Origin of the sequence: Brevundimonas sp. P7753 (assembly GCF_013386595.1) — a bacterium.
Taxonomy (GTDB): Bacteria; Pseudomonadota; Alphaproteobacteria; order Caulobacterales; family Caulobacteraceae; genus Brevundimonas; species Brevundimonas bullata.
On the sequence record NZ_JACARP010000063.1, the window covers coordinates 1 to 14,402 of the forward strand.

The 14,402-nt window shown below is 69.0% G+C and carries 8 protein-coding genes; 6 read left to right on the top strand and 2 right to left on the bottom strand.

Going from position 1 to position 14,402, the window contains the following annotated elements:
• The first annotated feature begins 213 nt into the window (after nt 1–213).
• The 5 genes from proB (at nt 214) to HX774_RS12695 (ending at nt 10,128) form a co-directional block, all read left to right on the top strand.
• Nucleotides 214–1,353, top strand: a complete 1,140-nt coding sequence (proB, locus tag HX774_RS12675) for a glutamate 5-kinase (protein ID WP_178827249.1) — start codon at nt 214–216, stop codon at nt 1,351–1,353.
• Nucleotides 1,350–2,612: a glutamate-5-semialdehyde dehydrogenase gene (locus tag HX774_RS12680; RefSeq protein WP_178827239.1), complete on the top strand. Its 1,263-nt coding sequence runs from the start codon at nt 1,350–1,352 to the stop codon at nt 2,610–2,612. The genes proB and HX774_RS12680 overlap by 4 nt, the downstream gene beginning before the upstream one ends.
• Before the next feature lie 187 nt (nt 2,613–2,799).
• Nucleotides 2,800–4,233, top strand: coding sequence for an NAD(P)-dependent oxidoreductase (locus HX774_RS12685; RefSeq protein WP_178827241.1), 1,434 nt, complete (start codon nt 2,800–2,802; stop codon nt 4,231–4,233).
• Nucleotides 4,230–8,756 carry a glutamate synthase large subunit gene (gene gltB, locus HX774_RS12690; protein ID WP_178827243.1) on the top strand — a complete coding sequence of 1,509 codons (4,527 nt, stop codon included), beginning with the start codon at nt 4,230–4,232 and terminating at the stop codon, nt 8,754–8,756. Before HX774_RS12685 ends, gltB begins: the two co-directional genes overlap by 4 nt.
• Nucleotides 8,757–8,799: 43 nt before the next feature.
• Entirely contained in the window at nt 8,800–10,128 is a 1,329-nt protein-coding gene (locus tag HX774_RS12695) for an ammonium transporter (RefSeq protein WP_178827245.1), read from the top strand.
• A gap of 104 nt (nt 10,129–10,232) precedes the next feature.
• On the opposite strand, the gene HX774_RS12700 is transcribed toward HX774_RS12695, so the two are convergent.
• Nucleotides 10,233–10,415, bottom strand: coding sequence for a DUF3606 domain-containing protein (locus HX774_RS12700; protein ID WP_047413801.1), 183 nt, complete (start codon nt 10,413–10,415; stop codon nt 10,233–10,235).
• Nucleotides 10,416–10,465: 50 nt separating this feature from the next.
• On the bottom strand, nt 10,466–13,003 hold the full coding sequence (gene ligD, locus HX774_RS12705) for a DNA ligase D (RefSeq protein WP_370523552.1): 2,538 nt from the start codon (nt 13,001–13,003) through the stop codon (nt 10,466–10,468).
• A gap of 150 nt (nt 13,004–13,153) precedes the next feature.
• Here ligD and HX774_RS12710 point away from each other — a divergent pair, with 150 nt between their 5' ends.
• Entirely contained in the window at nt 13,154–14,380 is a 1,227-nt protein-coding gene (locus HX774_RS12710) for an NAD-dependent epimerase/dehydratase family protein (RefSeq protein WP_178827247.1), read from the top strand.
• The last annotated feature ends 22 nt before the right edge of the window (nt 14,381–14,402 follow it).

Here is a 14,402-nt window from a genome sequence, read left to right on the forward strand (position 1 = left end):
GCCCTGTTCAAGGCGCTGGCGGGTGGCTGGGATCAGGTGCCCAATCCCGAAGCCTGATCCTCGGATCATCGCTGAAAACAGAAACGCCCGGCAGGTTCGACCCCGCCGGGCGTTTTCTTTTGAGCCATGTCGCACGATTTTCGCGCCTACAGACGTGACCCCGGCCCGAATAATGCTCTAGGGAGGAAGCCGTGACCCTCCCCCGCCGCCGAGATCGTCGCCGAGGCTTCGCCCGCGACGGCGCTGACCCATGCCCGACGGGTCGTGGTCAAGATCGGCTCCTCCCTGCTGATCGATCCCGCCACCCGCGCCGTGGCCCGCGACTGGCTGGCCTCCCTGGCCCAGGACATCGCCGCCCTGCGCCAACAAGGGCGGGAGGTCATCGTCGTCTCCTCCGGCGCCGTGGCCCTGGGGCGCGGACGGCTGAAGACCTCGCCGGGCCGGCTTCAGGACAAGCAGGCCGCCGCCGCCGTCGGCCAAACCCTGCTGATGCACGCCTGGGAAGAGGCCCTGGCCCCCCATGGCCTGATCACCGCCCAGATCCTGCTGACCCGCGACGACACCGAGCGCCGCCGCCGCTGGCTCAACGCCCGCGCCACGGTCGAGGCCCTGCTGGCCCATGGCGTCGTTCCCGTGGTCAATGAGAACGACACCGTCGCCACCGAGGAAATCCGTTACGGCGACAACGACCGCCTGGCCGCCCGCGCGGCGCAACTGGCGCGCGCCGACCTGCTGATCCTTCTTTCCGACGTGGACGGCCTCTACACCGCCGACCCGCGCCGCGACCCGAACGCCCGCCACCTGCCCCTGATCGAGACACTCGGTCCCGACATCCTCAGCATGGCGACCGGCGCCAATGCTGAGGCCGGGGTCGGCACCGGCGGCATGGCGACCAAGCTGGCGGCGGCCCAGATCGCCCGCTCGGCCGGCTGCGCCACTGTCATCGCCTCGGGCCTGACGCTTCACCCGTTGAAGGCTGTGACGGAGGGCGTGCGCGCCACCCTGATCACCGCCCCCGCCACGCCGCTCGCCGCCTGGAAGCAGTGGATCGCCGGCAGCATGTCTCCGGGCGGCGCCCTGACGCTGGACGACGGCGCCGTGCGCGCCCTGAAGTCGGGCAAGAGCCTGCTGCCCTCGGGCATTGTCTCGGTCCGCGGCACGTTTGAGAAAGGCGACAGCCTGCGACTGCTCGACGCCAGCGGCGCCGTGGTCGGCGTCGGCCTGGCGTCCTATCCCGCCGACGAGATCGCCCTGATCCGAGGCCGCCATTCGGATGAGATCGAGACCCTGATCGGCTATCGCGGCCCCTCGGTCGTGATCCACCGCGACGACCTGGTGCTGGAGACCCGATGACCGACACAAACGTCTTAATGCTCGACATGGGCCGCCGCGCCCGCGCCGCCGCTGACGCCCTTCGCGCCACCACGCCACAGGCCCGCACCGAGGCCCTGACCCGGCTCGCCGTCGGCCTGCGCGCCGCCGAGGCCGAGATCCTGGCCGCCAACACCCGCGACATTGAAAACGCCCGCGCCTCGGGCCTGACCGAAGCCCTGATCGACCGTCTGGCCCTGACGCCCGCCCGCGTCGAGGGCATGGCCGTGGCCGTCGAGACCATCGCCGCCCAGCCCGATCCGGTCGGTGCCGAGATGGCCCGCTGGACCCCCGCCAACGGTCTGGACATCGCCCGCGTCCGCACCCCCATCGGCGTGCTGGGCGTCATCTACGAGAGCCGGCCCAACGTCACCGCCGACGCCGCCGCCCTGTGCATCCGCTCGGGCAACGCCGCCATCCTGCGCTGCGGTTCGGACTGCCTGGAATCCTCGCGCGCCATCGCCGCCGTGGTCGCCCGCGCCGTTGTTGAAGCCGGTCTGCCCGCCGACGCGATCCAGCTGGTCCCCGTCCCTGATCGCGAAGCCGTCGGCGCCATCCTGTCAGGGCTGGAGGGGGCCATCGACCTGATCATCCCGCGCGGCGGCAAGAGCCTGGTCGCCCGCGTTCAGGCCGAAGCCAAGGCCCCTGTGCTGGGCCACTTGGAGGGCCTGTGCCACACCTATCTGGACGCCGCCGCCGACCTCGATGTCGCCCGCCGCGTCGTCGTCAACGCCAAGATGCGCCGCGTCTCGGTCTGCGGCGCGACCGAAACCCTGCTGGTGGACCGCGCCGCCGCCACGCGCCTGCTGCCCGCCGTCGCCGCCGACCTGATCAAGGCGGGCTGCGAACTGCGCGGCGATACTGAGACCCGCGCCCTGGTCCCCGAAGCCGCCGAAGCGGTTGAGGCCGACTGGACCACCGAATACCTGGCCCCCATCCTGTCTGTGCGGGTCGTGGATGGCGTGGACGGCGCGGTGGATCACATCCGGGCTTACGGCTCGGGCCACACCGAGGCGATCATCACCACCGACGCTGACGCCGCCGAACGTTTCGTGGGCGGCGTCGACAGCGCCATCGTCCTCATCAACGCCTCGACCCAGTTCGCCGACGGCGGCGAATTCGGCTTCGGCGGCGAGATCGGCATCTCGACCTCCAAGCTGCACGCCCGCGGCCCCGTCGGCGCCGAACAGCTGACCACCTACAAGTATGTGGTGCGCGGTCAGGGTCAGACGCGCCCCTGAAGATCGGCCAGCGTCACTCAGACAGCGCTTCGCCACCCGCGAAAGAAATGCTGCACCGCACACGTTTGAATGGACAAAAACACCCTTCACGCAGCTTAAAACAGCAACTCATACCTGTAACGATCATTTTTTAACGTCACTTCGGATTATATTTGCACATAGGCGCGGGATTTCGCTTAATGAGCAGATGCAAAAAGGTGGCCGTTCCAACCCTGGTGGTTTTCTGATCGAACAGCGTCGGCTGGAGAAACAGCCCGCTGAGCTGCGCGTGCGCGCCTTCACGGAGATCACGCTAAAACCGACCGCCGACAGCGGAACGGCCCAGGCGTCGCGCTGCACCGACTGCGGCGTGCCCTTCTGCCAGAACGCCTGCCCGCTTCAGAACAACATCCCCGACTGGCTGGCCCTGTCGGCGGACGGCGACCTGCGCGAGGCCTGGCGCGTCGCCGCAGCCACCTCGACCATGCCGGAAATCTGCGGCCGCATCTGTCCGCAGGACCGCCTGTGCGAGGGCGCCTGCACCCTGCAACAGTCAGGCTGGGACGGCGTCACCATCGGCTCGGTCGAGGCCTGGATCGCCGACACCGCCTTCGACAACGGCTGGGTCGAGCCCATCCGCCCCCTGGCCGAGCGCGGCCAGAGCGTCGCCATCGTCGGCTCAGGGCCCGCTGGCATGGCCGCAGCCGACCGTCTGCGCAGCGAAGGCTACGCCGTCACTGTCTATGATCGCCACGACCGCGCGGGCGGCCTGCTGACCTACGGCATCCCCGGCTTCAAGCTGGAGAAGCGCATCGTTCAGCGCCGCATCGACCGCCTGATCGAGGGCGGGGTCGAGTTCGTGTTGAACACCTCGGTCGGGGCCGACATCTCGATGGACGAGTTGCGGTCGCGCCATGACGCGGTGCTGCTGGCCATGGGCGTCTATCAGGCCCGCACCCTGGCCGTTCCCGGTCGAGGGTCCGATGATACGGTCGCCGCCCTCGATTTCCTGATCGCCCAGAACCGCGTCGATTGCGGCGACGCCGCCGATACGTCCGCGCCCCACGCCGCCGGTCGCGACGTGGTCGTCGTCGGCGGCGGCGACACGGCCATGGACTGCATCCGCACCGCCATCCGTCAGGGGGCGAACAGCGTCGTCTGCCTCTATCGCCGGGACCGCGAGAACATGCCCGGCTCGGCCCGCGAGGTGCAGAACGCCGAGGAAGAAGGGGTCCGCTTCGAATGGCTGGGCGCGCCCAAGGCCCTGATGTCCAAGGGTGATGCGGTGACGGCCGTCCGCGCCCAGCGCATGGCCCTGACCGAGGGCTCCGCCGGCGGCCGCCGCGACATCGCCCCCGTGGCCGGCTCCGACTTCGACCTGCCCGCCGATCTGGTGATCGAGGCCTTGGGCTTCGAGCCAGAAGCTTTCGCCGAGCAACTCGACGCCGGCCTCGGCCTGACCAAATGGAACACCGTGCAGGTGGCGCGCGGCGGTTTCGCCACCACCCTGCCCGGCGTGTTCGCCGCCGGAGACGCCGTGCGCGGCGCCTCCCTTGTCGTCTGGGCCGTGCGCGACGGCCAGGACGCCGCGGCTGAAATCGACCGTTACCTGCGCGCGCGTACCGAGGAAGCCGCGGCATGACCGACGCATCGCAACAGAACTGGCTGGCCCAGTATGAAGAAGACCGCGCCCGCCTGATCGAAGGCGGCGCCTATGACCCGTCGTCGGAACGCGACGCCTGCGGCGTGGGCCTGGTCTGCGCCATCGACGGCAAGCCGCGCCGCGAGATCGTCGACATGGCTATCCAGTCGCTGAAGGCCGTGGCCCACCGCGGCGCGGTCGACGCCGACGGCCTGTCCGGAGACGGCGCCGGCATCATGATCGAGCTGCCCCAGGCCTTCTTCGCGGCCCAGGTGCGCGCCGTCGGCCAGACCCTGCGCCCCGGCCCCATCGCGGTCGGCCAAGTCTTCCTGCCGCGCACCGACCTGGGCGCCCAGGACCACGCCCGCGCCATAGTCGAGACCGAAGCCATTCGTTCGGGCTTCTACATCTACGGCTGGCGCCAGACGCCGATGGACCTGTCCGTCATCGGCGTCCGCGCCGACGCCACCCGGCCCGAGATCGAGCAGATCATGCTGGCCGCGCCCGAAGGCATGGAGATCGAGGAACTGGAGCGCGAGCTCTTCCTGTGTCGTCGCCGCATCGAAAAGGCGGTGCAGGCGAGCGGCCTGAACGGCTTCTATCTCTGCTCCCTGTCGGCCCGCTCCATCGTTTACAAGGGCATGGTCCGCGCCGAGCTGCTGGGTCAGCTGTATCACGACCTGAACGACCCCACCGTCGTCGCCGGCTACGCCGTCTTCCACCAGCGCTATTCGACCAACACCTTCCCCGAGTGGAAGCTGGCCCAGCCCTTCCGCATGCTGGCTCACAACGGCGAGATCAACACGCTTCAGGGCAACCTGAACTGGATGCGCAGCCACGAGATCCGCATGGCGGCCTCGGCCTTCGGCGACCGTGACCATGAGGTCAAGCCGGTGGTCCAGCCAGGCGGCTCGGACTCGGCGGCCCTGGACAATGTGTTCGAGGTTCTGGTCCGCGCCGGGCGCCCCGCCCCCCTGGCCAAGGCCCTGCTGGTGCCCGAGGCCTGGTCCTCCGACGACGTAGTGATGAAGCCCGAGCACCGCGCCCTCTACGCCTACTGCAACGCGGTGATGGAGCCGTGGGACGGTCCCGCCGCCCTGTGCGCCGTCGATGGCCGTTGGGTCGTGGCCGGCAAGGACCGCAACGGTCTGCGGCCCCTGCGCGCCGTCGAGACCGTGGACGGTCTGCTGCTGGCGGGCTCGGAAGCCGGTCTGGTTCCCCTGCCCGAGGGCCGGGTCAAGCGCCGCCTGCACATCGGCCCCGGCAAGCTGATCGCCGTCGATCTGAAGCATGGCCGCCTCTACGACGAGCATGAGGCCGTCGACGCCCTCGCCGCCGCCCAGCCCTATTCGGACTGGCTCGACAACATGGTCGATCTGGAGCCCATCATCGGCCCCGGACCCGAGCCCCGCGCCGCTGTCGGCGAGGCCCTGATCCGCCGCCAGATCGCCGCCGGCTTCAGCCGCGAGGATCTGGACCTTCTGCTGGACGCCCTGGTCCGCGACGGCAAGGAGGCCGTGGGTTCGATGGGCGACGACGCCCCGCCCGCCGTCCTGTCCAGCCTGCCGCGCCCCCTGGCCCACTACTTCCGCCAGAACTTCAGCCAGGTGACGAACCCGCCCATCGATCCCCTGCGTGAAGCGGGAGCCATGAGCCTGAAGACCCGCTTCAAGAACCTGGGCAATATCCTGGCCCAGGACGAGGCCCAGACCGAGGTCTTCGTGCTGGACAGCCCGGTCCTGACCACCGGCATGTATCAGCGGATGCTGGGCGTCATCGCCGACGGCTCGACCACGGTGATCGACTGCACCTACCCGCTGCCCGCCGAAGATGACCGCCCTGGCGCAGGCCTGCGTCAGGCCCTGGACCGCATCCGCGACGAGGCCGAGGCCGCCGCCCGCGAAGGCGCCACCCTGATCGTCCTGACCGATGAGCACGCCTCCGCCGAGCGCCTGGCCGCGCCCATGATCCTGGCCACCGCCGGGACCCATGGCCGCCTGATCGCGGCGGGCCTGCGCACCTATTGTTCATTGGTGGTGCGTTCGGCCGAGACCCTGGACCCCCACGCCTTCGCGGTTCTGGTCGGGGTCGGCGCCACCGCCGTCAATCCGTGGCTGGCGCAGGAGCTGTTCCAGGACCGTCTGGATCGCGGAGCCTATCCGGGCCTGACGCTCCACGACGCCTGTCTCAACTACAAGCACGGCATCGAGGCCGGCCTGCTGAAGGTGCTGGCGAGGAAGGGCATCAGCATCATCTCCGCCTATCGCGGCGGCTGCGAGTTCGAGGTCCTGGGCCTGTCCCGCGCCTTGGCCGCCGAGTTCTTCCCCGGCGCCCCGTCGCGCATCTCCGGCATCGGCCTGGCCGGTCTGGAGCAGGCGGCGCTCAAGCGCCATGCCCTGGCCTTCGGCGCGGCGGTCCCCTCTCCCTCGATGGGCGGCTTCTTCCGCATCCGTGCGGGCGGCGAGGCCCACGCCCATGACGCCAAGACCATCCACCTGTTGCAGGACGCGGTGAATCGCGGCGACTACAAGCGCTTCAAGCAATACTCCGCCGCCGTCCGCGAGCAGCCGGACCTGGCCCTGCGCGACCTGCTGGACTTCAAGGAGGGCCTGACCCCTGTCCAGTTGCACGAGGTCGAGAGCGTCTCGGACATCCGCCGCCGCTTCCTGTCCCAGGCCATGTCGCTCGGCGCCCTCAGCCCTGAGGCGCATGAGACCCTGAACATCGCCATGAACCGGATGGGCGCGCGCGCCGTGTCCGGCGAGGGCGGCGAGGACCCCGCCCGCTACGTCCCGCGCCCGAACGGCGACAACGCCAACTCGGCGGTCAAGCAGGTGGCCTCGGGCCGCTTCGGCGTCACCGCCGAATACCTGAACCAGTGCCGCGAAATCGAGATCAAGGTGGCCCAGGGCGCCAAGCCCGGCGAGGGCGGCCAGCTGCCCGGCTTCAAGGTCACCGAGTTCATCGGCCGGATGCGGCACGCCGTGCCGGGCACGACCCTGATCAGCCCGCCGCCGCACCACGACATCTATTCGATCGAGGATCTGGCCCAGCTGATCTACGACCTGAAGGCGATCAATCCCGACGCCAAGGTCACGGTCAAACTGGTGTCGGCAACTGGCATCGGCGCCATCGCCTCAGGGGTGGCCAAGGCCAAGGCCGACGCCATCCTGATCGCCGGCCACAACGGCGGCACGGGCGCCTCGCCTCAGACCTCGGTCAAGCACGCCGGCATGCCGTGGGAGATCGGCCTGGCCGAGGCTCATCAGGTGCTCAGCCTGAACCACCTGCGCTCGTCGGTCAGCTTGCGCGCCGACGGCGGCATCCGCACCGGACGCGACGTGGTCATGGCCGCCCTGCTGGGGGCCGAGGAGTACGGCATCGGCACCTCGGGCCTGATCGCCATGGGCTGTCTGATGGTGCGCCAGTGCCATTCCAACACCTGCCCCGTGGGCGTCTGTTCGCAGGATGAGCGTCTGCGCGCCAAGTTCACCGGCACGCCGGAGAAGGTGGTCAACCTCTTCACCTTCATCGCCGAGGAGGTCCGTGAAATCCTGGCCTCCATCGGCGCTCGCACCATCGACGAGATCGTCGGTCGCACCGACCTGCTGCGTCAGACCCGGCGCGGCGGTTCGCATCTGGACGACCTGGACCTCAACCCTCTGCTGATGAAGGTCGACGTCGACCGTCCCGGCCGCTGGGCCGACAAGGTCCGCCGCCCGGTGCCCGACAGCATCGACGCCCTGGTGCTGAAGGACGCCGCCGCCTTCCTTGAGCGCGGCCAGACGCTGGAACTGTCCTATCCGCTGAACAACACCCAGCGCACCGCCGGCGCCGGCGTGTCGTCGGCCATCGTCCGCCGCTTCGGCCCGGAGGGTCCGCAGGGCCGTCTGAAGCTGAAGCTGGAAGGCATCGCCGGTCAGAGCTTCGGCGCCTTCGGCGCCAAGGGCCTGATCCTCGACGTCACCGGCGAGGTCAACGACTACGTCGGCAAGGGCCTGTCGGGCGCCGACATCCATGTCCGTCCCTATGAGTGGCGCGCCGACCAGCAGGTCTGCGGCAACACAACCCTCTATGGCGCCACCTCGGGCCGGCTGTTCGTGGCGGGCGCGGCGGGCGAGCGCTTCGCCGTCCGCAACTCCGGCGCCGAGGCCGTGGTCGAGGGTCTGGGCGCCCACGGCTGCGAATACATGACCGGCGGCCGCGTGGTCGTCCTCGGCGCCGTCGGCTGGAACCTGGCGGCGGGCATGAGCGGCGGCGAGCTGTTCGTGCTCGACGCCGAGGGCCGCGCTGCTCAGGCCCTGAACGGCGACATGGCCGGCGTCGGTCGCATCGAAGCCGAGGCCGAAGCCCGTCTGAAGGCCCTGATCGAGGCCCACGCCGCCGCCACCGCCTCGCCCCTGGCCCGGCGCATTCTGGCCGACTGGTCGGGCTTCGCGCCCCGCTTCGTCCGCATCGTGCCGAAAACCGTCCTCGCCGCCGAGGCTCTCAACACCGACGTCAGGCTGGCCCAACCGGCCTGACGTCGCCCTTCCTTTTCGCCCGCGTCTTCTCCCCGAGACCTTCATGAACCCATCGACGATCACCAAGGCCGCAGCATTCTGTTGCGGCCTTTTCGCCTTTGCGCTTTCGGCGCCCGCCCTAGCTGCGGCGCCGACCAATCTGCTGGCGCATCAGGTCCCGCTGGCGCTGGACGGCGCGGGCACGGCCTGGATTCTGACCTCGACGGCCCTGGTGCTGATGATGACCCTGCCGGGTCTGGCGTTGTTCTACGGCGGCATGGTGCGCAAGAAGAACCTGATCGCCACCATCGCCCATTCCACGGCGGCCATGGCCATCGTCACCGTCCTCTGGTTCGTCGCCGGCTACACCCTGTCCTTCGGCACCAGCGGCGCGGCCACCAACGGCTTCATCGGCGGGGTTCAGGCCCTCTTCCTCAACGGCGTCGGGGTCAAGACCGCCCACGCCCTGACCCCCGGCCTGCCCGAGTTCCTGTGGATCGGCTATCAGCTGACCTTCGCCATCATCACCCCGGCCCTGATCGCGGGCGCCTTCGCCGAGCGGATCAAGTTCTCGGCCAGCGTCCTCTTCTTCACCCTGTGGCACCTGATCGTCTATGCGCCGATCTGCCATCAGGTCTGGGGCGGCGGCTGGATGGGCGAACTGGGCGTGCTCGACTTCGCCGGCGGGGCCGTGGTCCACGTCAATGCGGGCGTGGCCGGTCTGGTCTGCGCCATCGTGCTCGGCCCACGTCATGGCTGGGGTCGCGACAACATGGCCCCGCACAACCTGGCCTTCACCGCCATCGGCACCGGACTGCTCTTCGTCGGCTGGATGGGCTTCAACGGCGGCTCGGCCGCGGGCGCCAATGAGATCGCCGCCGTCGCCGTCTTCAACACCCTGCTGGCCCCTGCCGCCGCCGCCGTCGGCTGGATCGCGGTGGAGTGGACGCTGAAGAAGAAGCCGACCCTGCTGGGCCTGCTGACCGGCGTGGTCGCCGGCCTGGTGGCCATCACCCCCGCCGCCGGCTTCGTCGACCCCAGGGGCGCCTTTCTCATCGGCCTGATTTCGGGGCCGGTCGCCTACGTCGGCGCCGTCTGGCTCAAACACAAACTCAAGTATGACGACAGCCTCGACGCCTTCGGGGTGCACGGCATCGCCGGCATAGCGGGCGCCCTGCTGACCGGGGTCTTCGCCAACGCCGCCATCAACCCCCTGGCCGAAGGCGCGACGGTCTGGAAACAGGCTGTCGGCCTGGGCGGCGCCATGCTGTGGAGCGCCGTCGGCACCTTCGTAGTGCTGATGATCTGCAAATACACCGTCGGCCTGCGCGTGGAGAAGGAGGCCGAGATCGAGGGCCTCGACTACAGCCAGCACGGCGAGGCCATGCACTGACGAACCGCCAGGCCGCTAAAGGTCCGTCGAACGGATCACGTGCTTGAAGGGGCGCCGCAATTCGGCGCCCCGTTCGCCCGTCCGCTCCGGCGATGAACCGGCGGTCAGCGCTTCTTGCCCAGTTCGGCGGCGATGTCCTTGGTCATGCGGCCGACCTTGCGGTGGGCGGCGGTGATCTGGTCCCGGGTCACGCCCCAGCGTTTCATCCAGTATTCGACAGCCTGACGCTCGGACAGGTCCAGCCGGTCCTTGTCGATAAAGCCGCGCTTGTCCTTGAGGCCCGCCATGATCTCTGTCTCCGTTTCCCTCCTGCCATAGGCCGATCCGAGGCCGGACGTTAGAGGCCCAGTCGTTTCAGACTCGGCTTCAGCGACGCGGCCCCCTTGCGAAACGCCTTCCATGGATCAGGCGATTGCAACAGATCGGCGGCGGACAGCAGGTTGAAGGCCTTGGGGTCCAGCCCCGGCTTCACCTGATCCCACGACAAAGGCCAAGCGATCCCGGCGCCGGGCCGGGCGCGCGGCGACCAGGGCGCGACGGCGGTGGCGGCGCGGCCATTGCGCAGATAGTCGAGGAAGATCTTTCCGCCCCGCGCCTTCTTGGCCAGTGTGGTGGTGAAGCGGTCGGGATGATCAGCCTTCAGCGCCTCCGACACGCCCTTGGCGAAGGCCTTGGCCTGATCCCAGTCGATGCGGCTGCGGGCCTCCGTCTTGATCGGGACGACCACGTGCAGCCCCTTGCCGCCGGTGGTCTTGACGAAGGGCGTCAGGCCCAGGGCCTCAAGGCGCGACTTCAACGCGAGGGCGGCGGCGACCACCGCATCGAAATCCAGCCCCTCATCGGGGTCCAGGTCGAAGGTGATCTGGTCCGGGGTCTCGGGGTCGCCCGGCTTGCAACCCCAGGGATGCAACTCCAACCCGCCTGACTGGCCAATGGCGATCAGGCCGCTGAGATCGGTGACCGCGACATAGGGCCGGCCCTCGCCTACCTTGATCGCCCGCAGACCGGGATGGCGGCCCGTCACGGCGTGGCGCTGAAAGAAGCGCTGCCCGTCGATACCGTCCGGCGCGCGGATGATGGAGACTGGGCGGTCGAGAATGTGGGGCAGCAGACGTTCGGCCACAGCCGTGTAATAGAGGATCAGATCGGCCTTGCTGACGGCGGCGTGGTCGTCGGTGGCGGGCCACAGGATCTTGTCGGGATGGGAGATAGTCACCCCCTCCACGATCATCTTGCCCGGTCTGGCGACAGGCGCGGGCGACTGCGGCGCGGCGACCACATCGTCAGGGGTCTTGTCCTCGCGCAGACCCTTGAACGCGGCCTGACGCAGGATGCCGTCCTTGGAATAGCCCGCGTGTTCGATCTCGGCGACCAGGACGGGCTCGACCCAGTTCAACTGGTCGTCCGCCTCAGGCGTGACGACGAAGGGCGAGCGTTCGGCGGCGACCGCCTTCAACGCCGGCGCCAGGGTTTTCATCAGGGCCGCCGAATAGCCTGTGCCGACCCGGCCCAGATAGCGCAGTCCGCCCTGGGTCATCACCCCGACCAGCAGAGAGCGGAAACGGGCTCCGCTGTCGGACGACCAGCCGCCGATCACGACCTCGTCGCGGCCTCGGCACTTGGACTTGACCCAGGTGGCCGAGCGGCCCGCGCGATAGGGGGCGTCCAGCTTCTTGGAGACGACCCCCTCCAGATGCATGCGACAGGCGCCTTCCAGAACCGCCGATCCTCGCGCGGCGAAATGGTCGGCGTAGCGCAGGCGCGCGGCGTGACCCTTCGCCGCCCGGTCGCACCAGGCCTGCAGCCGCGCCTTGCGGTGCGACAGCGGCAGGGGGCGCAGGTCCTCGGCGCCCTCGAACAGCAGGTCGAAAGCGAAATAGACCAGGTCGCTCGTCTTGCCCTCGCCGATCGCGGTCTGCAGGGCCGAAAAGTCCGGCAGGGCGTCGCCGTCCAGGGCGCACAGCTCACCGTCGACCACCGCGTCGGGCCAATGGGCCGCCTCGGCGGCCAGTTCGGGAAAGCGCTCGCTCCAGTCCAGACCCTTGCGGGTGCGCAGGATGGCGCGCCCGCCGCCCGTGGCGAGTTGCAGACGATAGCCGTCAAACTTGATTTCATGCACCCAGCCCGGCGTCGAGGGCGGGCGCTCGGCGATCTTGCACAGTTGGATCGGTACAAAGGCGTGGGGCTTGGTCAAGGGCTTGGGCGGCGCCTTTGACGGCCTGGGCGCGGCCTTGCGCACAGCCGGTTTGGACGCGCTCCACCGCCCATCCCCGGCCGCGATCTCGGTCATGCTGCGCCCGCTGACGACCGAGGCGTCGATGGCGGCCAGGGCCTCGCCTTCGCCGTCGACGGCGTATTCGTCCTTCTCCTTGAGAAGCAACCATTGGGACCGCTTGGAGGGCTTGCCGCGATCTGTCTTGAGCCGGATCAGGGCCCAGCCGCCCTTCAGCCGTTCGCCGTCCAGGGTCAGCTTGACGACGCCCTTCTCGAAGGCCGCGTCCACATCAGGGTCCTGAGGGCGCCATTCGCCGACGTCCCATAGCTGCACCGTGCCCGCGCCGTAGTTTCCCGCCGGAATGGTCCCCTCGAAGTCGCCGTAGTCGAGGGGGTGGTCCTCCACCTCGACCGCCAGACGCTTGACGTGGGGATCACGCGACGGCGCCTTGGTCACGGCCCAGGACTTCAACACCCCGTCGTGCTCAATGCGAAAGTCGTAGTGCAGACGGCTCGCCGCATGGCGCTGGATCAGATAGCGCAGACCGCTTTGACGGGCACTGGCCTTGCGCCCTTTCGGCTCCGGCGTGGCGCCGAAGTTCCGCTTGGCCTGATAGCTGTCCAGTTCACCGCGCGCCGTCATGGCCAGTGAACGCGTCACGCCGCCGAAAGCTTCACCCCGCGTCAGGCGGCGCCAATCTGGCCTCGACGACGCAGCGGAGCCTGCGGCAAGGCGCCCTTTGCGTCGCCGCTTTCGCCCGCCTCCGCCATCGGCTAGGCAGGAGGGAGCAAGAGACACAGGGTTCGACCAATGCGCGTGATCATTCTCGGCGGCGACGGCTTCTGCGGCTGGCCTACGGCCCTGCACCTGTCGGCGCGCGGCTGGGACGTGCTGATCGTCGACAACCTCAGCCGCCGCAACATCGACAACGAGCTGGAGGTCCAGTCCCTGACCCCCATCCGCACCATGGGCGAGCGCGTCGCCGCGTGGCGCGAGGTCTCGGGCCGCAGCATCGACTTCGTCAACATGACGGTGGGCCAGGAGTTCGACCGCCTGGTCGCCCTGATCCGCGACTGGAAGCCCGACAGCGTCGTCCACTTCGCCGAGCAGCGCGCAGCCCCTTATTCGATGAAGTCGGCGCGGCACAAGCTCTACACCGTCGATAACAACATCAACGCCACCCATCACCTGCTGGCCGCCATGGTCGAGAGCGGGCTGGACATCCACCTGGCCCACCTGGGGACCATGGGGGTCTATGGCTACACCACGGCGGGGCTGCGCATCCCCGAGGGCTATCTGAAGGTCACGGTCGACACCGACCACGGCCCGACCGAGCAGGAAATCCTGTTCCCGCCCAACCCGGGCAGCATCTATCACATGACCAAGACCCAGGACGCCCTGCTGTTCCAGTTCTACGCCCGCAACGACGCCCTGCGGATCACCGACCTGCACCAGGGCATCGTCTGGGGCGCCCAGACCGAGGAAACGAAGCAGGACGAGCGCCTGATCAACCGCTTCGACTATGACGGCGACTACGGCACGGTGCTGAACCGCTTCCTGATGCAGGCGGCGGTGGGATACCCGCTGACGGTGCATGGCTCAGGCGGTCAGACGCGGGCCTTCATCCACATTCAGGACACGGTGCGTTGCGTCGAACTGGCGCTGAACAACCCGCCGAAATCCGGCGACCGGGTCAAGATCCTGAACCAGATGACCGAGAGCCGCCGCGTCCGCGACCTGGCCCAGATGGTGGCCGACATGACCGGGGCCGAGGTCCACAATGTGCCCAACCCCCGTCAGGAAGCCGACGAAAACGAACTGGTCGTCGCCAATGACCAGTTCCGCGATCTGGGCTTGAAGCCCATCACCCTGGCCGAGGGTCTGATGGCCGACGTGACCGACATCGCCCGCCGCTACGCCGACCGCGCCGACCGCAGCAAGATCGCCTGCGTCTCGGCCTGGAACGACAAGCGCGCCGAAGCGCTGCAATCACAAGGCGTCGCTGTCACGCCCGCGCCCGCCGCCCGCATCGCCTGACCGGACCCTCATGACCCAGCCC